Source organism: Streptomyces sp. NPDC025273 (genome assembly GCF_040638585.1).
Taxonomy (GTDB): Bacteria; Actinomycetota; Actinomycetes; order Streptomycetales; family Streptomycetaceae; genus Streptomyces; species Streptomyces cinereorectus.
Genome location: NZ_JBEZYP010000005.1, coordinates 235,619 through 254,295 on the forward strand (window position 1 = coordinate 235,619; position 18,677 = coordinate 254,295).

At 71.4% G+C, this 18,677-nt stretch carries 18 protein-coding genes and 1 pseudogene; 9 read left to right on the forward strand and 10 right to left on the reverse strand.

Annotation, left to right across the window (positions count from 1 at the left end):
• Positions 1 to 16: 16 nt before the first annotated feature.
• Positions 17 to 1,003, reverse strand: a complete 987-nt coding sequence (locus AB0F38_RS11835; protein ID WP_361890423.1) for a WD40 repeat domain-containing protein — start codon at positions 1,001 to 1,003, stop codon at positions 17 to 19.
• On the opposite strand from AB0F38_RS11835, the gene AB0F38_RS11840 reads away from it, so the two are divergent.
• Together AB0F38_RS11840 and AB0F38_RS11845 are read left to right on the forward strand one after the other, a co-directional pair.
• Complete coding sequence (locus AB0F38_RS11840) at positions 1,002 to 1,760, forward strand: GDSL-type esterase/lipase family protein (protein WP_361890426.1); 759 nt, start codon at positions 1,002 to 1,004, stop codon at positions 1,758 to 1,760. The two genes, AB0F38_RS11835 and AB0F38_RS11840, sit on opposite strands and share 2 nt — an antisense overlap.
• Before the next feature lie 104 nt (positions 1,761 to 1,864).
• A pseudogene (locus AB0F38_RS11845) lies at positions 1,865 to 2,793 on the forward strand (endonuclease/exonuclease/phosphatase family protein).
• Between the two features lie 136 nt (positions 2,794 to 2,929).
• Here the strand turns inward: AB0F38_RS11845 and AB0F38_RS11850 are convergent.
• On the reverse strand, positions 2,930 to 4,159 hold the full coding sequence (locus AB0F38_RS11850) for a SpoIIE family protein phosphatase (protein WP_361890428.1): 1,230 nt from the start codon (positions 4,157 to 4,159) through the stop codon (positions 2,930 to 2,932).
• A 125-nt stretch (positions 4,160 to 4,284) separates the two neighbouring features.
• Entirely contained in the window at positions 4,285 to 4,986 is a 702-nt protein-coding gene (locus AB0F38_RS11855) for a TetR/AcrR family transcriptional regulator (RefSeq protein WP_361890696.1), read from the reverse strand.
• A gap of 264 nt (positions 4,987 to 5,250) precedes the next feature.
• Here AB0F38_RS11855 and AB0F38_RS11860 point away from each other — a divergent pair, with 264 nt between their 5' ends.
• Positions 5,251 to 6,114, forward strand: coding sequence for an alpha/beta hydrolase (locus tag AB0F38_RS11860; protein WP_361890431.1), 864 nt, complete (start codon positions 5,251 to 5,253; stop codon positions 6,112 to 6,114).
• Positions 6,115 to 6,152: 38 nt separating this feature from the next.
• On the opposite strand, the gene AB0F38_RS11865 is transcribed toward AB0F38_RS11860, so the two are convergent.
• Together AB0F38_RS11865 and AB0F38_RS11870 are read right to left on the reverse strand one after the other, a co-directional pair.
• Positions 6,153 to 6,650 (reverse strand): hypothetical protein, encoded by a 498-nt coding sequence (locus AB0F38_RS11865; protein ID WP_361890433.1) that lies wholly within the window; start codon positions 6,648 to 6,650, stop codon positions 6,153 to 6,155.
• Positions 6,647 to 7,051 carry a helix-turn-helix domain-containing protein gene (locus tag AB0F38_RS11870; RefSeq protein WP_361890436.1) on the reverse strand — a complete coding sequence of 135 codons (405 nt, stop codon included), beginning with the start codon at positions 7,049 to 7,051 and terminating at the stop codon, positions 6,647 to 6,649. Before AB0F38_RS11870 ends, AB0F38_RS11865 begins: the two co-directional genes overlap by 4 nt.
• A 133-nt stretch (positions 7,052 to 7,184) precedes the next feature.
• Between AB0F38_RS11870 and AB0F38_RS11875 the strand changes: the two genes are divergently transcribed.
• From AB0F38_RS11875 to AB0F38_RS11885, 3 genes are all read left to right on the forward strand, one after another.
• Positions 7,185 to 8,078: an NADP-dependent oxidoreductase gene (locus AB0F38_RS11875; RefSeq protein ID WP_361890439.1), complete on the forward strand. Its 894-nt coding sequence runs from the start codon at positions 7,185 to 7,187 to the stop codon at positions 8,076 to 8,078.
• Between the two features lie 68 nt (positions 8,079 to 8,146).
• Positions 8,147 to 9,121: a prolyl aminopeptidase gene (gene pip, locus AB0F38_RS11880; RefSeq protein ID WP_361890442.1), complete on the forward strand. Its 975-nt coding sequence runs from the start codon at positions 8,147 to 8,149 to the stop codon at positions 9,119 to 9,121.
• A gap of 47 nt (positions 9,122 to 9,168) precedes the next feature.
• A complete protein-coding gene (locus AB0F38_RS11885) occupies positions 9,169 to 10,164 on the forward strand; it encodes an aldo/keto reductase (protein ID WP_361890445.1) in 996 nt (331 codons plus the stop codon).
• A 142-nt stretch (positions 10,165 to 10,306) separates the two neighbouring features.
• Here the strand turns inward: AB0F38_RS11885 and thpR are convergent, their stop codons facing one another.
• The 3 genes from thpR to AB0F38_RS11900 all read right to left on the reverse strand — a co-directional run bounded on the left by thpR (position 10,307) and on the right by AB0F38_RS11900 (position 12,890).
• Positions 10,307 to 10,879, reverse strand: coding sequence for an RNA 2',3'-cyclic phosphodiesterase (thpR, locus tag AB0F38_RS11890; protein WP_361890447.1), 573 nt, complete (start codon positions 10,877 to 10,879; stop codon positions 10,307 to 10,309).
• A gap of 135 nt (positions 10,880 to 11,014) precedes the next feature.
• The gene (locus AB0F38_RS11895) at positions 11,015 to 12,349 is read right to left on the reverse strand and encodes an MFS transporter (RefSeq protein WP_361890450.1); all 1,335 of its coding nucleotides are present in this window, start codon (positions 12,347 to 12,349) and stop codon (positions 11,015 to 11,017) included.
• A 100-nt stretch (positions 12,350 to 12,449) separates the two neighbouring features.
• Positions 12,450 to 12,890: a MarR family transcriptional regulator gene (locus AB0F38_RS11900; protein ID WP_361890453.1), complete on the reverse strand. Its 441-nt coding sequence runs from the start codon at positions 12,888 to 12,890 to the stop codon at positions 12,450 to 12,452.
• 134 nt (positions 12,891 to 13,024) lie between these two features.
• On the opposite strand from AB0F38_RS11900, the gene AB0F38_RS11905 reads away from it, so the two are divergent.
• The gene (locus AB0F38_RS11905) at positions 13,025 to 13,240 is read left to right on the forward strand and encodes a hypothetical protein (RefSeq protein ID WP_361890455.1); all 216 of its coding nucleotides are present in this window, start codon (positions 13,025 to 13,027) and stop codon (positions 13,238 to 13,240) included.
• Between the two features lie 36 nt (positions 13,241 to 13,276).
• Here AB0F38_RS11905 and AB0F38_RS11910 read toward each other — a convergent pair whose 3' ends face one another.
• Entirely contained in the window at positions 13,277 to 14,737 is a 1,461-nt protein-coding gene (locus AB0F38_RS11910; protein WP_361890457.1) for an NCS2 family permease, read from the reverse strand.
• A gap of 186 nt (positions 14,738 to 14,923) precedes the next feature.
• Here AB0F38_RS11910 and AB0F38_RS11915 point away from each other — a divergent pair, with 186 nt between their 5' ends.
• The gene (locus AB0F38_RS11915) at positions 14,924 to 15,214 is read left to right on the forward strand and encodes a DUF2530 domain-containing protein (protein ID WP_361890459.1); all 291 of its coding nucleotides are present in this window, start codon (positions 14,924 to 14,926) and stop codon (positions 15,212 to 15,214) included.
• A gap of 92 nt (positions 15,215 to 15,306) precedes the next feature.
• A complete protein-coding gene (locus AB0F38_RS11920; RefSeq protein WP_361890462.1) occupies positions 15,307 to 17,718 on the forward strand; it encodes an HAD-IC family P-type ATPase in 2,412 nt (803 codons plus the stop codon).
• A gap of 35 nt (positions 17,719 to 17,753) precedes the next feature.
• Here AB0F38_RS11920 and AB0F38_RS11925 read toward each other — a convergent pair whose 3' ends face one another.
• Complete coding sequence (locus AB0F38_RS11925) at positions 17,754 to 18,605, reverse strand: DUF5707 domain-containing protein (RefSeq protein ID WP_361890465.1); 852 nt, start codon at positions 18,603 to 18,605, stop codon at positions 17,754 to 17,756.
• Positions 18,606 to 18,677 lie beyond the last annotated feature (72 nt).

The following is an 18,677-nucleotide window of genomic DNA, read 5'->3' on the forward strand; positions in this document are numbered from 1 at the left end:
ACGGTCCCGGGCCGTTTCACCCCTCGCCGCGCCGCCGCTTGACGCCGATCACGGCCAGCACGACGAGGCCCAGGAGCACGGCGCCCCCGGTCACCCCGACGTTTCCGGTGCCTTCGCCGCCCCCCGCGTCGGAGGAGGGCCCGCCGCCCTCCCGGGACGCCGCCTCGCCGCCGTTCCCGCCGCCCTCGACGTCCACCCGGACCACTTCGCTCCGCTCCCCCTCGGAGCCGGACATCAGCGCCGAGCCGTCCGCGGTGAACGTCACCGACTCGGACTGCCCCTGGAGCGGCACGCTCACCCGGTGGTCCGCACCGAGCCGGCCGTCCTCGAAGGCGTAGCCCCGGGTGCTGAAGTACGAGCGCAGCACCAGGTCCTTCCCGTCCGGCGAGAACGCCCCGTCCGTCACCCACGGCACCTCGCCCACCCGCCGGAACACGTTGGCCCCGCCGGTGGTCAGCTTCGCGGGACCCTCGTAGAGACCACCGCCGTCCTCGTTCTTGGAGGCGATGTACACCCGCCCCGTCTTCGGGTGGACCATCAGCGCCTCGGCGTCGCGGGCCCCGTCGGCGTACTTCACGTCGAACTGCGTGGCCCGCACGGTGGCGTCGCCGAGCCGCTCCGGCTCGGGGAAGCGGTAGATCCAGACGTGGTCCCAGGACCCGTCGAGGTTGTCGCCGATGTCGCCGACGTACAGATTCCCGTCCGGGCCGAGCGAGATCGCCTCCACGTCGCGGGGCTCCCCCACCCCCCGCATGGTGATCGTCGCGACGGTCTTCCCGGTCCGGGAGTCGACGGCGTAGACGTACGGCCCGTCCTCGCTGTCGTTGTGCGTCCAGTAGACGCCGGGGTGGAGCCGGCTGGCCGCGAGGCCGCTGGACTCGGTGATCCGGGGGTCCTCGATCGTGAAGGTCCGGTCGGCCCCGTCCCCGTCGTCCGCCACGGCGGGCACCGCCCCGGCGAGGAACAGGAGGGTGGCGGCAGCGCAGACAGTCAGCGATCTCATGGCACAAGTGTCCACTGTCACGTATCAGGCCGGAGTGGTGATCGGCCATGATGTCGCCATGCGTTTTCTCTTCGTCGGCGACTCCATGACCATCGGGCGTGCCGGCGATTTCACCTGGCGTTACCGCATGTGGCAGCACCTCGAAGCGACCCTCGGCGAGGGCGGGTACGCCATCACGGGACCGCGCACCGAGCTGTACGACACCGACGCGAACGCCCCTCTGTCCCACGCGTACGGCGACCCGGCCTTCCCCGCTGCCGCGAGGCGGCACCTGGCCGGCTGGGGCGAGGGCTGGCTCCACATGGCCCCGGTCGTCGCGGACGCGGTCACGGCCACCCGCGCGGACATCCTGCTCGTCTCGCTCGGCCTGATCGACCTCGGCTTCTACACGGACAGCGACCGGACGGCCCGCACCGCACGGGCCTTCATCGCCGCGGCCAGGTCGGCGAACCCGCACGTCAAGATGGTGCTGCTCCCCGTGATACCGAACATACGGGCCGAGTCCGACGCCCCCTTCGCCGACGAGTGCGACCGCTTCAACACACTGCTCGCCAAGGCGGTCTCCGACCTCGACGATCCGCGTTCCCCGCTCCTGCTGGCCTCGCACCCCACGGGCTACGACATCCACACGGACACGTACGACGGCACGCACCCCGGCCCCAGCGGCGAGCACAAACTGGCCGCGGCCTTCGCGGACGCGATGCACCAGGCGTGGGAGGTGGGCGGCCCGTACGCCGGAACGCCGGCCTACGCCTGAGCCACGGCCGGGCGGGCGTCCGGAACCGGGCCGGTGACCACCGCGTCGTCGTCACGTGCGACGTCGTGCCGTCCGGCACGGTGTACGGGGACCCGGGAGGGGCGATGACGAAGCCGCAGAACAGCAGAGCACCGTGGAGCGGGCGGCGGGGGCGGGTCCTCGGGGTGCTCTCCGCCCTGATCGCCCTCCTCCTGGCCCTCCACTCCGTGGTCCCCGGCAGTCCCGGGCACGTGGGCAGCCTCCTCGAAACGTTCCTGCCGTGGCTGGGCCTGTCCGTCCCCGTCCTGCTCGTCCTGGCCGTGCTGCGCCGCTCGTACGTGGCACTGGCCGCGACGCCGCTCCGGCGGCGCGCTGCTCCCCGGCGACGACTCCCCGCACACGCTCACGGTGCTCCAGCACAACGTCAGCGACGAGAACCCCGATCCGGCTGGTACCGTGCGCACCCTGCTCGGGGCCGACGCCGGCCTCGTCGCCCTGGAGGAGCTCACGCCCGCGGCCCTGCCCGCGTACGAGGCCGCCCTGTCGGCGGACTACCCGCACCACGCGACCCGAGGCACGGTCGGGCTCTGGGTCGAAGTACCCCCTGTCCGGCCTACGCCAGGTGGACATCAGGCCGAAGTCCTTCGGGGACGGCTGGGACCGCGGCCTGCGGGCGACCGCCCGGACGCCGCGGGGCGAGGTCGCCGTGTACGTCGCGCACCTGCCCTCGGTCCGGCTGGGCCTGAGCGGCGGATTCGGTGCCGGCCCGCGGGACGAGAGCGCGGTCCTCCTCGGTGCCGCCCTCTCCGCCGAGCCGCTGGACCGGGTGATCCTCCTCGGGGACCTCAACAGCACCCTGGACGACCGCGGCCTGGAGCCGGTCACCTCGCAACTGAACCAGCCGGACTCCGACTTCGCGTTCAGCTGGCCGGCGAGGCTGCCCCTGGCCCGGATCGACCAGGCCATGGCCCGGTCGGCGACGGTCACCCACATCTGGACACTCCCCGCGACAGGAAGCGACCACCTGCCCGTGGCCGCCCACATCAGGTTCTGACCCGCGTGTCCGGACGATCGCGCGTGAGGGGCCGACCACCGCAGCCGGGCGCCGCCTGGGCTGGCAGGGGCTCCGCCGGTCATCCACCACGATCGGGACCCCTGCGCCGTCCGAAGAGGTGCCGCGGCCGGCAGGGTCAGAGGCGGAGGACGACCAGCGCGGTGTCGTCCGTGTTGCCGCCCGGCGGAATGAGTTCTGCCAGGAGGGCGTCGGCGAGGGAGTCCGGAGCGGCCGCCGCGTGCCGGCCGAGACAGTCGACGAGCCGCTCGAGGCCGGTGTCGATGTCCTCACCGCGGCGCTCGACGAGTCCGTCGGTGTAGAGGACGAGGGTGGCGCCCGCGGAGTAGGTGACTTCGGCCTGGACGCGTGGAAGGTGTTCGACACGGGCGCCGAGCGGCGGGTCGGTGGCCCGGTCGAGGAACTCGAAGGTGCCGTCGGCATGGAACAGGACGGGCGGCGGGTGACCTGCGCTGCTGTACGTGACGGTACGGCTGCCGCGGTCGATCACCGCCTGCAGAGCCGTGGTTGATTCGGCGCCTTCCACCGAGCGGGCGTAGAGGCCGAGCGCGTCGAGGGCCGCTGCCGGGCCGTCGGCCACGCGCACGGCCGCACTGAGTGCGCTGCGGAGCTGCCCCATGACGCCGGCCGCCGCCAGACCGTGGCCGACGACGTCCCCGACCGCGACCGCGAGGCGCGCGCCGGGGAGTTCGGCCAGGTCGTACCAGTCGCCGCACACGTTCAGCGACCCGACCGCGGGCCGGTAGCGCACAGCACCCCATCGCGGGCCGAGCGGTCCGGGCAGCGGCAGCATCGCGGCCTGCAGGCTCAGGGCGACCTCGCGTTCCCGGGCGTGGGACCGGCGCAGCCGCTCGTTGACCTCCTGGAGTTCCCGGGCACGGGTGTACAGCTCGGCCTCCAGCGCCCTGGCCCGGTCCCCGCCGTTTTGGCCGCCACGGGCACGGATCAGTTCGGTGACCTCCTCCACCCGGTGCAGCAGCAGCGCCACCCGCCCGTCCGGACCGGGGACAGGGGCGTTGACCGGGCTCCAGTACCGCTCCTCCCATTCACCGGGGCGGTCGGGGCGCTCGACGTCGTAGCGCTGCAGCGCCATGGCGTCCCGCTCGCCGGTGGCAGCCACCCGCAGCAGCGACGCCCGGAGGTTGCGCATGCCGGACGCGGCGGGATCGTTGGGATTGTCGGGGAACACGTCGAACAGATAGCGGTCGATGACCTGGTCACGGGTGCGCCCCGACATCCGCAGGAAGGCCTCGTTGGCGTCGGCGTACACCAGGTCGGTGCTGAGCAGGGCGACCGCGCCCGGCATCGCCTGGAACACCGCCTCGTAGTCGATCCCGAAGTGCTTCACGACGCCTCTCGCCCTTGGCGCGCCGACGGTCCGAAGCCACCGGCCACACCGAACACCCACGGGCTCCCGACACGACCGTGGCGACCCGACCACAGCGTGCCCCGTCGGCCGTCCCGAGCGTTCCATTACGCCGACGGCGGCATGTCACCTGCCCCGGACCACCGCGCGGCCGCCCCGGGTCGCGTGCTCTCCTGCCCCGCCTCCCTCCCCAGCATCGCCAGCCCCAGCTGGGTCAGTTCCGCCGACACCTCGTCCGGCCGGGCCCTTCGGGGGCGACGGCTGTGGTGGGCCATGAGCTCGTGCACCGTGCCGACCATCACCATCACCACCACCCGGTGGTCCCGCTCCTCCGCCTCGCCGCGCACCGCCGCCCGCTCGGCCTCACCGGTCAGGAAGTCGGCCCACAGGTCCCGCCACCGCTTGCAGTGCGCGTCGACGGCCGGGCTCACCCCCAGCACCTCGACGAACGTCACGCGTGCCTCGCGCAGGTCCCGGGTCACCGCGGACACGTACGCGTCGAAGAGGATCCGGAACCGCCGCTCCACCGGGCAGTCATCCATCCCCTCCGACAGCAGGGCCCGTTCCGCCGCCCGCAGTCCGCTCGTCGTCACCTGGTTGTGCAGGGTGATCAACACCCCCTCCCGGGAGCCGAACTCCTCCCAGAGCACCTCCTCCGGGACTCCGGCCACCTCGCACAGCGCCTGCTCCGACGTCTGCGCGTAGCCGTAGACGCCGAACATCTCCAGCCCCGCGTCGAGGAGCTGCTCTCGGGCCCGCACGCGAGCCCTGTCGACGGTGCCGGTCAGCTGATCCACCGGGACATCCACCACGGATCCTCCTTCGTCTGCCACATATCCGAGTGTCGCGGCGGCGGCTGAGCGGGGTCGCGAGCGCGGAAGAGGGCTTCGTCACCTCTGCATGGCGCGTGCGCCATTGTTCTCACCATCGCCCGGCCCTGTGTTCCGCCGCGCCGTCACATCGGCAAGACCACCGGTACGAGAACCTCTGATGCCGAGAGGACCGCCGATGAGTTTCCGGCCCCGCCCGGGTCTCCCCCTCCGAGGCGGTCACCAGCTACCCCGGAGGGAAATATGTCCACACATGAGCGAGCGGTCGAGTCCGAGGTCCGGTCGGACGACGGCACGACGATCGCCTTCGAGCAGTCCGGCCGTGGGCCCGCGGTGGTCCTCGTGTCCTCGGCGCTGGCCGACCGCTCCGACACCAGGAAGCTCGCGGGCATACTCGCCGGGCACTTCACCGTCATCAACTACGACCGCCGGGGCCGGGGAGCCAGCTCCGACGGCGCGGCGTACGCGGTGGAGCGCGAGGTCCAGGACATCGCGGCCCTGATCGCGCACGCGGGTGGCTCCGCCTCCCTGTTCGGCAGCTCCTCCGGTGCGGTCCTCGCGCTGCGCGCCGCCGCCGCAGGCCTGGGCGTCGACCGGCTCGTACTCCACGAGCCGCCGTTCTCCGTCACCCCCGAGGCCTTCGGCCCGCCCGTCGGCTTCGCCGGGCACATCGACGCGCTGCTCGCCGAGGACCGGCGGGGCGAGGCCGTGAAGGCGTTCATGGTGCAGGCCCAGAACATGCCCGCGCTCATGGCCGGTTCCATGCGGCTGATGCCCCGCGTCTGGCGGACCCTCACCGGCATGGCCCACACGCTGCCCTACGACCTCGCCGTCATGGGCGACACCCAACAGGGCAGGCCGCTTGAGCGGCGGCCCTGGTGCGCGGTGAAGGCCCCGGTCCTGGTGCTGACCGGTTCCAGGAGCCCGCAGGGATTCGAGCGGGCCGCGCGGGCGCTGACCGAGGTGCTCCCGGACGCCCGTCACCGCAGGCTGAAGGGGCTCAACCACGGGGCGGTCGTCATGGCGCCCAAGAAGATCGCCCCCGAGATCATCGGATTCCTGCAGAACCGTCCGGTACGCGGACGGCACGGCGTCGGGCGCGAGTGAGATCGCCTCAGCCCGGGAGCCACACCCCGGCCGTCCGGTCAACGCTCCGGGTACGGCTCCCCGCAGGCACTGCAGAACGCGGGATTCCGGTCCGCCGACAGCCGCCCGCACCCCGGGCAGACCAGGTCCAGCATGCACGGGGCCTCGCCGCCCTCGTGCGCCGCCGCCGGGGCCCGGACGGCCGGTTTGATCATCAGCCCGGGACGGCGGCGGTGCACCGTCAGATACGTCAGCCCCTCCGGCCCCGCCTCCAGGGCGCGCCGGGAGGTGCGGGGCAGCCAGGTGACCATGGTCGGGGCGAGGTCCAGGGTGTCGCCGCCCGTACGCAGGCTGCCGCCGCCCGCGAGGACGACCAACAGCACGTCCAGGAGGTCCTCCTGGTGCTCACCCACCCCGGCGTTCGGTGGCAGGTGCACGACGTTGGCGTCCAACTCCCGCCCCTGTTCGGCGAGATGCCACAGGGCGCCGCGTTCGCCGGGAGCGGCGGAGGCGAGCAGATCGTCCAGCACGGCCAGCACCCGCGGGGTGGCGTTCATGCCGCGGCCTCCCCGTCGTACCGCTCACGGGCCTCATGGACCTGGTCGAAATGGGTCTCCGCCCAGGTCTTCACCGCGAACAGCAGATCGCTCAGGCTGCGCCCGAGCTCCGTCAGTTCGTAGTCCACGCGCACGGGAACGGACGGCGTCACGGTGCGTGTGACGAGGCCGTCGCGCTCCAGCGAGCGCAGCGACTGGGTCAGCATCTTCTGGCTCACCCCGGCGATCCTCCGGCCGAGGTCGCTGTAGCGCATCGGACCCTCGCGCAGGGCGCTGACGATGAGGCCGACCCACTTGTCGCCGAGGCGGCCGAGCAGCTGGTTGGTCGGGCATTCCCTGAGGAAGGCGTCGTACGCGGACCGGGCTTCCTCGCGGCGCTGGGCCGCGGTGCGTGTCGCCATCTGCTGCTCCGCTCCTACCGGTGGGTGGCCTACGCACCTCGAAGTACGTACTTACCGAAAGAGAGTAACTCTTCCTAGGTTTGTGGGGCGGGAGAAACCCGCACCGTTCGCGGGGATCCAGGGAGATATCGACATGCGTGCTGTGGTGGTAAGGACGTTCGGCGGACCCGAGGTCGTGGAGGTCGTGGAGAGCGCACTGCCCGAGCCGGGTCCGGGCCAGGTGCGGATCAAGGTGGCGGCGGCGGCCCTCAACCCGGTGGACGCGGCGTACGGCGCCGGCGTCCTCGTCCCCCTGCCCGGGAGCGGTCTGCTCGGGCTCGGCTGGGATGTGGCGGGGACGGTGGACGCGGTGGGCGCGGGGGCGGCGTTCGCCGCCGGGGCCGAGGTGGTGGCGCTGGCGTACGGGCCGGCGCCGGTCAAGGCCCAGGCCGACTACGTGGTGGTGGACAGCTCGGCGGTCGCGCCCGCCCCGGCCTCGGTGGACGCGGTCCGCGCGGCGACCGTGCCGCTGAACACCCTGACCGCCGCGCAGGCACTGGACCTGCTGGACCTGGCCCCCGGATCCACGCTGCTGGTCACGGGCGCGGCGGGTGCGGTCGGCGGATACGCGGTGCAGCTCGCCCACCGGGCCGGGATCACGGTCGTCGGGGTGGCCGGAGCGGCCGACGAGGAGCTCGTACGGTCCTTCGGCGCGGACCGGTTCGTCGAACGCGGCCTGCCGGCAGGCCCGTTCGACGCGGTGCTGGACGCGGCCGTGCTGGGCGCCGACGCGCTGGCCCAGGTGCGGGACGACGGCGACTACGTGGGCGTCATCCCGCAGGCGGCCCCTCCGGGCGTGCGGGGCATCCGGGTCCAGGTCGTGGAGGTGGCCGCCGACGGCAACCGGCTCGCCAAGCTGGTGGAGCTGGTCGACGCGGGTGTCCTGACACCCCGGGTGGCGCGTACGTACCCCCTGGAGCGGGCGGCCGACGCGTACCGCCGTCTCGCGGAGGGCGGCGCACGGGGGCGGCTCGTCCTGGTGCCCTGAGAGCTAGGCTGATCCCCTTCACGCGCCGACCGCGCACGCCGGCGCCGCCGAGCCGAGGGGACGCCACCGTGGACCGCGAGCCGGACCGGAAGTACCCGCCGATCGAGCCCTACGACCGGGGCATGCTCGACGTCGGCGAGGGCAACCTCGTGTACTGGGAGGTCTGCGGGAATCCGGCCGGCAAGCCCGCCCTCGTCGTCCACGGCGGCCCCGGCTCCGGCTGCGGGCCCCGGGCCCGCCAGTACTTCGACCCGGACCTGTACCGGGTGGTGCTCTTCGACCAGCGCAACTGCGGCCGTTCCACCCCGCACGCGAGCGACCCGGCCGCCGACATGCGGCACAACACGACGGCCCACCTGATCGCCGACATGGAGCGGCTGCGCACCCACCTCGGCATCGGCACATGGCTGCTGTACGGGGGTTCCTGGGGCTCCACGCTGATCCTGGCGTACGCCGAGCAGTACCCGGAGCGGGTCTCCGAGATCGTGATCCCGGCGGTGACGACGACCCGGCGCAGCGAGATCGACTGGCTGTACCGGGGCGCCGGACAGATCTTCCCCGAGGCCTGGGACCTGTTCCGGGCGGGCGTCCCGGAGGCGGAGGGCCCGGGCGGCCTCGTCGCCGCGTACGCCCGGCGGACGGAGAGCCCCGACCCTGACGTACGGGCCAGGGCGACCGCCGACTGGTGCGCGTGGGAGGACGCGGTGGTCTCGACGGAGTCGTACACCGGTCCGTCCCCGTACAGCGGGCGGCCCGGCCGCGACCGGATGGCCTTCGTACGGATCTGCGCTCATTACTTCGCGCACGCCGCATGGCTGGAGGAGGGACAGCTGATCCGCGACGCGGACCGCCTCGCCGGCATCCCCGGGGTGCTGGTGCACGGCCGCTTCGACCTGGGCGGACCGCTGACCACCGCCTGGGAGCTGGCGAAGGCCTGGCCGGACGCGGAGCTGACCGTGATCGACGGCGCGGGCCATCTGGGCGGCCCCGCGACCAGCCGTGCGGTGCTCGCGGCGCTGGACCGGTTCGCGCGGCGCGCCTGAGATCACCTCTTGCTTCGAGTGCGCTCGAAGGCGTTGGCTTGGGGAGCATGAAGTACACGCAGCTCGGACGCACCGGACTCAAAGTCAGCCGCCTCGTCCTCGGGACGATGAACTTCGGCCCCCAGACCAACGAGAGCGACAGCCACGCCCTCATGGACGCCGCCCTCGAAGCGGGCGTCAACGTCTTCGACACCGCGAACGTCTACGGCTGGGGCGAGAACAAGGGCCGCACCGAGGAGATCCTCGGCACCTGGTTCGCGCAGGGCGGCAGCCGCCGCGACAAGGTCGTCCTCGCCACCAAGGTCTACGGCAACATGGCCGCCGAGGGCGACGCGTGGCCCAACTACGACAAGCTGTCCGCCGTCAACATCCGCCGGGCCGTCGACGCCAGCCTCAAGCGCCTCCAGACGGACCATATCGACCTGTACCAGTTCCACCACGTCGACCGGTCCACCCCGGTCGAGGAGATCTGGCAGGCCGTCGACGTACTGATCCAGCAGGGCAAGATCCTGTACGCCGGGTCGTCCAACTTCGCGGGCTACAAGATCGCCCAGGCCAACGAGGTCGCCAAGCAGCGGGGCAGCTACGGCCTGGTAAGCGAGCAGTGCATCTACAACCTGATGGAGCGCGGGGCCGAGATGGAGGTCATCCCGGCCGCCCAGGAGTACGGCCTCGGTGTCATCCCGTGGTCGCCGCTGCACGGCGGGCTGCTCGGCGGCGCGATCCGCAAGGAGCGCGAGGGCGGCGGCGCCCGGTCCACGTCCGGCCGGTCCGCCGAGGCGCTGGCCGACCCCAAGGTGCGGGCCCAGGTCCAGGCGTACGAGGACCTGCTGGAGAAGCACGGCCTGGAGCCCGGCGAGGCCGGTCTTGCCTGGCTGCTGACCCGCCCGGGCATCACGGGTCCCATCTCCGGTCCGCGTACCCGGGAACAGCTCGACTCGGCACTGCGCGCGGTGGAGCTGGAGCTGTCGGACGAGGTGCTGACCGCGCTGGACGAGATCTTCCCCGGCCCGGGCCCGTCGCCGGAGAACTTCGCCTGGTGACCGGTTCGCGCGCGTCCGTCCTCGGCGGGCTCAGCCCCCGAGGGCGGACGCCGCCGCGACGACGACGAACATCAGTACGAGCACGGCGGCCATGATGCGGTTTCTGGTCTTCGGGTCCACCCGACGAGCGTAACCGGCCCGCTCAGCGCCCCAGCGGCCAGGCCCGCACCACCTCGTACCGCGGCTGCTCCCCCGGCACCCCGTCCACGGGCAGGTGGCTGCGTACGAGACTGAGCTCCCAGGCCTCCCAGTGCATGCCCTCGAAGCCGGCCAGGGCCTCGGTGAACGGCGTCAGATCGGCATGGTCCCGGCTGCGTGCCAGAGTGAGGTGCGGGATGTAGCGGCGGTGCTCCTCCATCGACACCCCGGCCCGGCGGGCGGCGGCATCGGTCCGCTCGGCCAGCAGCCGCATCGTGTCGAGCCCGCCCGCGGCCCCCGCCCACAACGCCCGCCCGTCGAACCTGCCGCTGCCGTGGACGCGCAAGGGGAACGGCTCCGTCCGGTGCGCGGCCCGCTCCATCCGGCTGTACAGATCGGGCAGCACCTCCTCGTCCACGCTCCCGAGGAAGGCCAGCGTGTAGTGCCAGCCCGCACGCGCGGTCCAGCGGAGGTTCACGGCGCCCGGCACGTCGTGCAGCGGGGCGACGGCCCGGGCCAGCTCCTCCACCGCGGGCGCGGGCGGCAGAACGGCGGCGAAGAGTCTCTGGCTGCTCATACGGCGAGTGTCCCAGCGTCCCGACGTGTCCCGGGTACCGGGCCCGTCGTCGGCAGACCGGCGACCTCCCCCGCGACCGATACGGGAACGCCGCCCTCTCCGGCGAGGAGGAGGGCGGCGTTCGTGGCCGGCGGTTCAGGCCGCCGTCGCGAGCTCCCGGCGCGGGACGAACCGCACGTGCGGGCGGCCCGGGCGCAGGTCGACCTTGAGGCGCAGGTCTCCGACACGGGTCAGGGCGAAGCCCACGCCCAGCGCGGCCAGCACCGAGATCGCCCCGCCGGCCGCCATGCCGGTCCGGGCACCGTAGACATCGCTGATCCAGCCGACGATCGGGGCGCCCACCGGCGTGCCCCCGGCGAAGACCATCATGTAGAGGCTCATCACCCGGCCCCGCATCTCCGGGTCCGCGGCCATCTGGACGCTCGTGTTGGCGCTGATGTTGGTCGTCAGGCCGATCATGCCGATCGGGACGAGCAGCAGCGAGAACAGCCAGACGGACGGCGCCAGCGACGCGGCGATCACCAGGACACCGAACAGGGTTCCCGCTGCCACCAGCATCCTCAGCCGTGAGGAGCGGCGGCGGGCGGCGAGCAGGGCTCCGGCCAGGGAGCCGGCCGCCATCAGGATGTTGAAGAACGAATACATCCCGGCGCCGCCGTGGAAGATCTCGTCCGCGAAGGCGGTCAGCCAGATCGGGAAGTTGAAGCCGAACGTGCCGACGAAGCCCACCAGGACGATCGGCCAGATCAGCTCGGGCCTGCCGGACACGTAGCGAAGGCCCTCGCGCAACTGGCCCTTGGCGCGCTTCACGGTCACGGACGCGTGGAGCTCTCTCGTACGCATCATGAGCAGGCAGACGAGCGGGGCGACGAACGACAGCCCGTTGAACATGAAGGCCCAGCCGCTGCCGACCGTGGTGATCAGGACACCCGCGACGGCGGGGCCGATGAGCCGGGCGGACTGGAAGTTCGCCGAGTTCAGGCTGACCGCGTTGCGCAGCTGCGCCGGGCCGACCATCTCGGACACGAACGACTGGCGCGCCGGGTTGTCGACCACGGTCACCATGCCGAGCAGGAACGCGATCAGATAGACGTGCCAGACCTCGACGACGCCGGAAAGGGTCAGGACGGCGAGTGCGATACCGCACAGGCCGAGCGCTGCCTGGCTGATGAGCAGCAGACGCCGCTTCGGGAGCCGGTCGGCGATGACGCCGCCGTACAGGCCGAAGATCAGCATCGGGAGGAACTGGAGGGCCGTGGTGATGCCGACGGCCGTGGCGGACCCGGTGAGGCTCAGGACGAGCCAGTCCTGCGTGATGCGGGACATCCAGGTACCGGTGTTGGAGATCACGGCGCCCGTGGCGAACAGGCGGTAGTTACGGATCTTCAGCGACGAGAAGGTCCCGCCGGTCTTGCTCTCGTGGGTGGAAGTCGGTGCGGGGGCGGAGTCTGCTCCGGATCCCGTACTCAAAAGAGTTCGCCTCCTCGGGCGTATACGACGTACGTGCTGACGAGGACGTGACGGCGGGCGCTACGGGCTGCGGACCGCGGGCCTGCGCGCGCCCGTCGGGTCAGAGGTGGGCGAGCTTCTCCAGCACGGGCGCGGCGGCCCGCAGCTTCTCCCACTCGTCCTCGTCCAGGCCCTCGGCGAGGTCGGCCAGCCAGGCGTTCCGCTTGGAGCGGCTCTCGGCGAGCATGGCTTCCGCCTGCTCGGTCCGGCTGACCATCTTCTGCCGACGGTCATCGGGGTGCGGTTCCAGTCTGACCAGCCCCTTGGCTTCCAGCAGCGCGACGATGCGGGTCATCGACGGCGGCTGCACGTGCTCCTTGCGGGCCAGCTCACCGGGGGTGGCGGAACCGCAACGGGCGAGCGTGCCCAGCACCGACATCTCGGTGGGGCTCAGCGACTCGTCGACGCGCTGGTGCTTCAGGCGCCGGCCCAGCAGCATCACGGCGGAGCGGAGGGAGCTCACGGCGGCGGCACTGTCACCGTCGTGGATCAGGTCAGGCATGTTTATTAGCGTAACTCATTAGCTTCACTAAAGACCACTCGGTGGTACACGCGCGAGAAAACGAGCACCCGAACGAGTGAATACAAGGCGGAAACAACCCCGAAACGACCACATGTGCCGCGACCCTGCTTGGCATGGGATCGACAGTGCTCAGCCTGCGCGTAGACGGTGAGCTGCTCGACCGGCTCCGCAAGCACGCAGCCAGACGCGGCATGAGCGTCCAGGACTACGTGGTCCGGACGCTCGTCCGCGACGATTTCGACGAGCGCTTCAACGCCGCCGTCGACGAGACCGAGAAGTTCTACGGGGCGGACCCCCGTCACGCGGACCCGGCCGACCGGGTCACATGACGGAGGCCCGCCCCGTAGGGGTGGGAGCCCGGGACGCTACGAGGTGAGGCCGAGCGCCGGCATCGCGTAGTAGAAGACGAAGACCGCCGAGACCGCGTACATGGCCACCGGGACCTCACGCCCGCGGCCCGCCACCAGGCGCAGCGCGGAGAAGGCGATGAAACCGATGCCGATGCCGTTGGTGATCGAGTACGTGAGGGGCATCATCAGCATCGCGAGGAACGCCGGGATCGCGAGCGTGAAGTCGCTCCAGTCGATGTCCCGCACGGAGCCCGCGAGGATCAGGAACCCGACCGCGACCAGCGCCGGAGTGGCGGCCTGCGAGGGGACCATCGTCGCCAGCGGCGTCAGGAACAGGGCCACCGCGAAGAGCAGACCGCTCACCACGCTCGCGAGTCCGGTACGGGCGCCCTCGCCGACGCCCGCCGTGGACTCCACGAAGCAGGTCGACGCGGAGGAGGAGCTCGCGCCTCCCGCGGCGACGGCGACGCCGTCGATGAACAGCACCTTGTTGATGCCCGGGAAGTGGCCGTCCTTGTCCATCAGCTTCGCCTCGTCGCCGACGCCGAGGATGGTGCCCATCGCGTCGAAGAAGCAGGACAGCAGCACGGTGAAGACGAAGAGGACGCCGGTCAGCAGGCCGACCTTGCCGAAGCCGCCGAACAGGCTGACCTGGCCGAGCAGTCCGAAGTCCGGGGAGGCCACCGGATTGCCGGGCCACTCGGGGACGGTCAGCCCCCAGGCGCCGGCCGGGAGGTCTCCGGCCGCGTCGATGACCAGCGCGACGAGAGTCATCGCGATGATGGAGATCAGGATCGCGCCCGGCACCCTGCGGACGATCAGCGCCAGGGTCAGCAGCGTGCCGATGACGAAGACCAGGACGGGCCAGCCGTTGAGGTGACCGTCGTTGCCGAGCTGCAGGGGCACGGTGGTGTGCGCGGCGTCCGGGATACGGGAGACGAAGCCGGAGTCGACGAGCCCGATCAGCAGGATGAACAGGCCGATCCCGATCGCGATGCCCTTGCGGAGCGACTTCGGCACGGCGTTCATCACGCGTTCGCGCAGTCCGGTCGCGACGAGCAGCATCACGACGATGCCCGCGAGGACCACCATGCCCATCGCGTCGGCCCAGCTCATACGGGGCGCGAGCTGGAGGGCGACGACGGTGTTGACGCCGAGACCGGCGGCGAGCGCGATCGGCACGTTGCCGATGACGCCCATCAGGAGCGTGGAGAACGCGGCCGTCAGCACGGTGGCCGTGACGAGCTGGCCGCCGTCGAGCTGGTGCCCGTACATGTCCTTCGCGCTACCCAGGATGATCGGGTTGAGCACGATGATGTACGCCATCGCGAAGAACGTGGCGAAGCCACCACGGATCTCGCGGGCGACCGTCGACCCCCGCTCGGAGATCTTGAAGTAACGGTCCAGGCCGCCGGAGGGCTGCTGCGGAGCCGGGGGCGGCGTGGGGTCGACCGGAGCGGTGGCCGAGGGGGACATGTATGACCTTCAGTCGTGCATCGATGGAGTGAAAGCAGTCAACTTTGGATGTTCGTACGAACAATTCAGGACATCCATAAGCAGATTCAGTATGAATACATAAGCCAAAGATCGCTATCTCCGCGCGTAGACCCTTGGGCCGTCCGGCTCGGCAGCCCCTGCGGACCGGGGCCCTAGACTGAGCCCATGGAGAAGTGGATCCCGAAGCACGAGGCACCCGAGCCCCTGGAGGGCCCCGTCGTCGCCACCGTCACCGGCGGCACGATCCTCTGGTTCGTCCTCTTCCTCGCGCAGCTCCCCTTCTACGGTTGGTTCGACGAGCACGGGCACACCTGGTGGGTGTGGACCTGCCTGGCCGGTGCCGGACTCGGACTGATCGGCATCTGGTACGTCCGGGGGCGGGACGCCGCGATCAGGCGGGCCTCGGGCGCCACGGCCGGACCGTCCGCCGCCGGGGACGGCGGCGCACCGCGCTGACGTACGGCCACGGGACCGCCCCTCTCGGCCCCCGGCCGGGTCTTCGGACCCCCGGTGGGTGAATCACCGCCTCCGCCCGTACCGTCGACTCCATGACGCAGCGGGCACTCGATTCCTCCGGTGAGCAGCCGGACCCCGGACACCTCTCCCCACCGCCCGCACCGCCCGGAGGTCTGAGCACCGCCGAGGTCGCCGAGCGGGTCGCGCGCGGCGAGGTCAACGACGTACCGGTGCGCTCGTCCCGCTCCGTCACCGAGATCGTCCGCGCGAACGTCTTCACCCGGTTCAACCTGATCATCGGCGTGCTCTGGGTGATCATGCTGTTCGTCGCGCCGATCCAGGACAGCCTCTTCGGCTTCGTGATCATCGCCAACACCGGCATCGGCATCATCCAGGAATGGCGCGCCAAGAAGACCCTGGACAGCCTCGCGGTCATCGGCGAGGCGAAGCCCACGGTGCGCCGCGACGGGGTCTCCGCCGAGGTCTCCGTCTCCGAGATCGTCCTGGGCGACCTGGTCGAGCTCGGCCCCGGGGACAAGGTCGTCGTCGACGGCGCCGTCGCCGAGGCCGACAGCCTGGAGATCGACGAGTCGCTCCTGACCGGTGAGGCCGACCCCGTGATCAAGCGGCCCGGCGACCCGGTCATGTCCGGCAGCTTCGTCGTCGCGGGCGGCGGGGCGTTCACCGCCACCAGGGTCGGCCGCGAGGCGTACGCCGCGCAGCTCGCCGAGGAGGCCTCCCGCTTCACCCTCGTCCGGTCCGAGCTGCGCAGCGGCATCAGCACCATCCTCAAGTACGTGACGTGGATGATGGTGCCGACCGCGATCGGGCTGATCATCAGCCAGCTCGTCGTCAAGGACAACGACTTCAAGGAATCGGTCGCCCGCACCGTCGGCGGCATCGTCCCGATGATCCCCGAGGGCCTCGTCCTGCTCACCTCGGTCGCCTTCGCGATCGGCGTCATCCGGCTCGGCCGCCAGCAGTGCCTCGTGCAGGAGCTGCCGGCCATCGAGGGCCTGGCCCGGGTCGACATCGTCTGCCTGGACAAGACCGGCACCCTCACCGAGGGCGGCATGGACGTCACCGAGGTCCGGACGCTGAACGGCTCCGACGAGGGGTACGTCCACCGTGTGCTGGGGGCCATCGGCGCGTCCGACCCGCGGCCCAACGCCAGCCTCCAGGCCATCATCGACGCCTACCCGCCCGACGGCGAGGGCTGGGACGTCACCCATGCGGTGCCCTTCTCCTCGGCCCGCAAGTACAGCGGCGCCGAGTTCACCGAGAGCGACGGGAACGCGTCCGCCTGGCTGCTGGGCGCCCCCGACGTGCTGCTGGGCGCCGACGACCCCGCACTGACCGAGACCGTGCACCTCAACGAACAGGGGCTGCGCGTCCTCCTCCTGGCCCGGGTGCGGGACGGGCTGGACGCCCCGGACGCCGCCGCGGGGGCCGAACCCACCGCGCTGGTCGTCCTGGAGCAGCGGCTGCGGCCGGACGCCGGGGAGACCCTGGGTTACTTCGCCGAGCAGAACGTCGCCGCGAAGGTGATCTCCGGCGACAACGCCGTCTCCGTCGGCGCGGTCGCCCAGAAGCTCGGCATGCCGGGCGCCGAGCACACCCTGGACGCCCGCCGGCTGCCCGCCGGCCGCGACGACATGGCGACGGCCATCGAGCGGAACGCGGTCTTCGGCCGGGTCACCCCGCAGCAGAAGCGGGACATGGTCGCGGCCCTGCAGTCGCGCGGCCACACGGTCGCGATGACGGGCGACGGGGTCAACGACGTGCTCGCGCTGAAGGACGCCGACATCGGGGTCTCGATGGGCTCGGGCTCCGAGGCGACGCGTGCCGTGGCCCAGATCGTGCTGCTCGACAACAGCTTCGCCACGCTGCCGTCGGTCGTGGCCGAGGGCCGCCGGGTCATCGGCAACATCACCCGGGTCGCCACACTGTTCCTGACGAAGACCGTCTACTCGGTGCTGCTGGCGATCCTGGTGGTCTGCTTCCAGGTGGAGTACCCGTTCCTGCCGCGCCACCTGACGTTGCTGTCCACGCTGACGATCGGTGTCCCGGCGTTCTTCCTGGCGCTGGCACCCAACAAGGAGCGCGCCCGGCCCCACTTCGTGCGCCGCGTCATGCGGTACGCGATCCCGTCCGGGGCCATCGCGGCGGCGGCCACCTTCACCACGTACCTGGTGGCCCGGCACCACTACGCCGGTACGGGAGCGCTGGACGCCGAGACGAGCGCGGCGACGCTCACGCTGTTCCTGGTCTCGATGTGGGTCCTGGCGATCATCGCCCGCCCGTACACCTGGTGGCGGGTCGCCCTGGTGGCGACGATGGGCCTGGGGTTCCTGATCGTGCTGGCCGTGCCGTGGCTCCAGGACTTCTTCGCGCTGAAGCTGGTGGGGACGACGATGCCGTGGGCCGCGGTGGGGATCGCGGCGGCCGCGGCGGCCGTCCTGGAAATGGCCTGGAGGCTGGTCGGCCGCCGCTTCCCCGCATAGGGCCTTCAGCGGGCCCCGACTGCTACGTCGACCGACTACTGCACGTCGACGAAGTCACCCGCGGCCGTGACGGTCGGGGTGGTGGACGTACCGGCGAAGCTGTAGCGCCAGTAGCCGTCCACGGACGCCGTGACGGTGGTCTTCAGCGCACCGGTGCTGCTCGACTTGATGGTCTTGACGGTGGTGTAGGTGGTGCTGGTCTTCTTGCGGAACTGCAGCTTGACGGCCTGGCCGGCGTAGCCCTTGTACGTACCGGTCTCCCAGTTGGCACGCGACAGCTTGCCGGTGACCGTGATGGTCCTGCCCTTCTTGACGGGCTCCGGGGCGGCGTTGACGGTCACCTTGGAGAGGCGCTGGAGCCTCGTCTTGGCGAAGGCGTCGTTCTGGACGACCTGGCCGTCGTTGCTGAGCACCGCGGCGCCGACCTTCCAGGTGGTCGCGTCGGAGTTGATCAGCCACGCCGGGTCGACGGTGACCGTGAGGGTGCAGGTGGAGGTCGTGGCGTTGGCCGCCTTGCACGAGGCGGCGTCCTCGTTCTGCGAGAAGCCGAAGCTGTCCTCGGACTCCAGGTCACTGCCGATCCACAGGATCGTGCCGGCGTCGGCGATGCCCGAGTCGTCCGTGGCCGTGATGGCGACGGTGACCTTCTTCGGTGCGGTGGTGCCCACGATGATGGGCTTGCCACCGTTCACGACGGCCTTGGTGATCGTGAGGTCGCCGTCGGCGGTGACCGAGCGGGCGGCCATACGCCCGTTGGACTGCTCCGGGGCGGAGAGCCCGAAGTCAGGCGTCCAGGTGCGGCCGTCGTCGGCCTGCGCCGCCGGAACGGCGAGAGCGGACAGGGCCAGGGCGCCGGAAACAGCGGCGACAGTGGCGCGAATACGCATGTGTTCCCCAGTGGAGAAGGGGGCCCGTGGCAAGTAATGAGGCCTACGGTCCCCATGTGGTCTGCGAGTCTG

Bases quoted from the DNA above. Each gene is read 5' to 3' on its own strand.
- AB0F38_RS11840 (WP_361890426.1), top strand. From the start codon at position 1,002: ATGGCACAAGTGTCCACTGTCACGTATCAGGCCGGAGTGGTGATCGGC.
- AB0F38_RS11835 (WP_361890423.1), bottom strand. From the start codon at position 1,003: ATGAGATCGCTGACTGTCTGCGCTGCCGCCACCCTCCTGTTCCTCGCC.
- AB0F38_RS11860 (WP_361890431.1), top strand. From the start codon at position 5,251: ATGTCCACACATGAGCGAGCGGTCGAGTCCGAGGTCCGGTCGGACGAC.
- AB0F38_RS11865 (WP_361890433.1), bottom strand. From the start codon at position 6,650: ATGAACGCCACCCCGCGGGTGCTGGCCGTGCTGGACGATCTGCTCGCC.
- AB0F38_RS11870 (WP_361890436.1), bottom strand. From the start codon at position 7,051: ATGGCGACACGCACCGCGGCCCAGCGCCGCGAGGAAGCCCGGTCCGCG.
- AB0F38_RS11875 (WP_361890439.1), top strand. From the start codon at position 7,185: ATGCGTGCTGTGGTGGTAAGGACGTTCGGCGGACCCGAGGTCGTGGAG.
- AB0F38_RS11885 (WP_361890445.1), top strand. From the start codon at position 9,169: ATGAAGTACACGCAGCTCGGACGCACCGGACTCAAAGTCAGCCGCCTC.
- thpR (WP_361890447.1), bottom strand. From the start codon at position 10,879: ATGAGCAGCCAGAGACTCTTCGCCGCCGTTCTGCCGCCCGCGCCCGCG.
- AB0F38_RS11900 (WP_361890453.1), bottom strand. From the start codon at position 12,890: ATGCCTGACCTGATCCACGACGGTGACAGTGCCGCCGCCGTGAGCTCC.
- AB0F38_RS11905 (WP_361890455.1), top strand. From the start codon at position 13,025: ATGGGATCGACAGTGCTCAGCCTGCGCGTAGACGGTGAGCTGCTCGAC.
- AB0F38_RS11910 (WP_361890457.1), bottom strand. From the start codon at position 14,737: ATGTCCCCCTCGGCCACCGCTCCGGTCGACCCCACGCCGCCCCCGGCT.
- AB0F38_RS11915 (WP_361890459.1), top strand. From the start codon at position 14,924: ATGGAGAAGTGGATCCCGAAGCACGAGGCACCCGAGCCCCTGGAGGGC.
- AB0F38_RS11920 (WP_361890462.1), top strand. From the start codon at position 15,307: ATGACGCAGCGGGCACTCGATTCCTCCGGTGAGCAGCCGGACCCCGGA.
- AB0F38_RS11925 (WP_361890465.1), bottom strand. From the start codon at position 18,605: ATGCGTATTCGCGCCACTGTCGCCGCTGTTTCCGGCGCCCTGGCCCTG.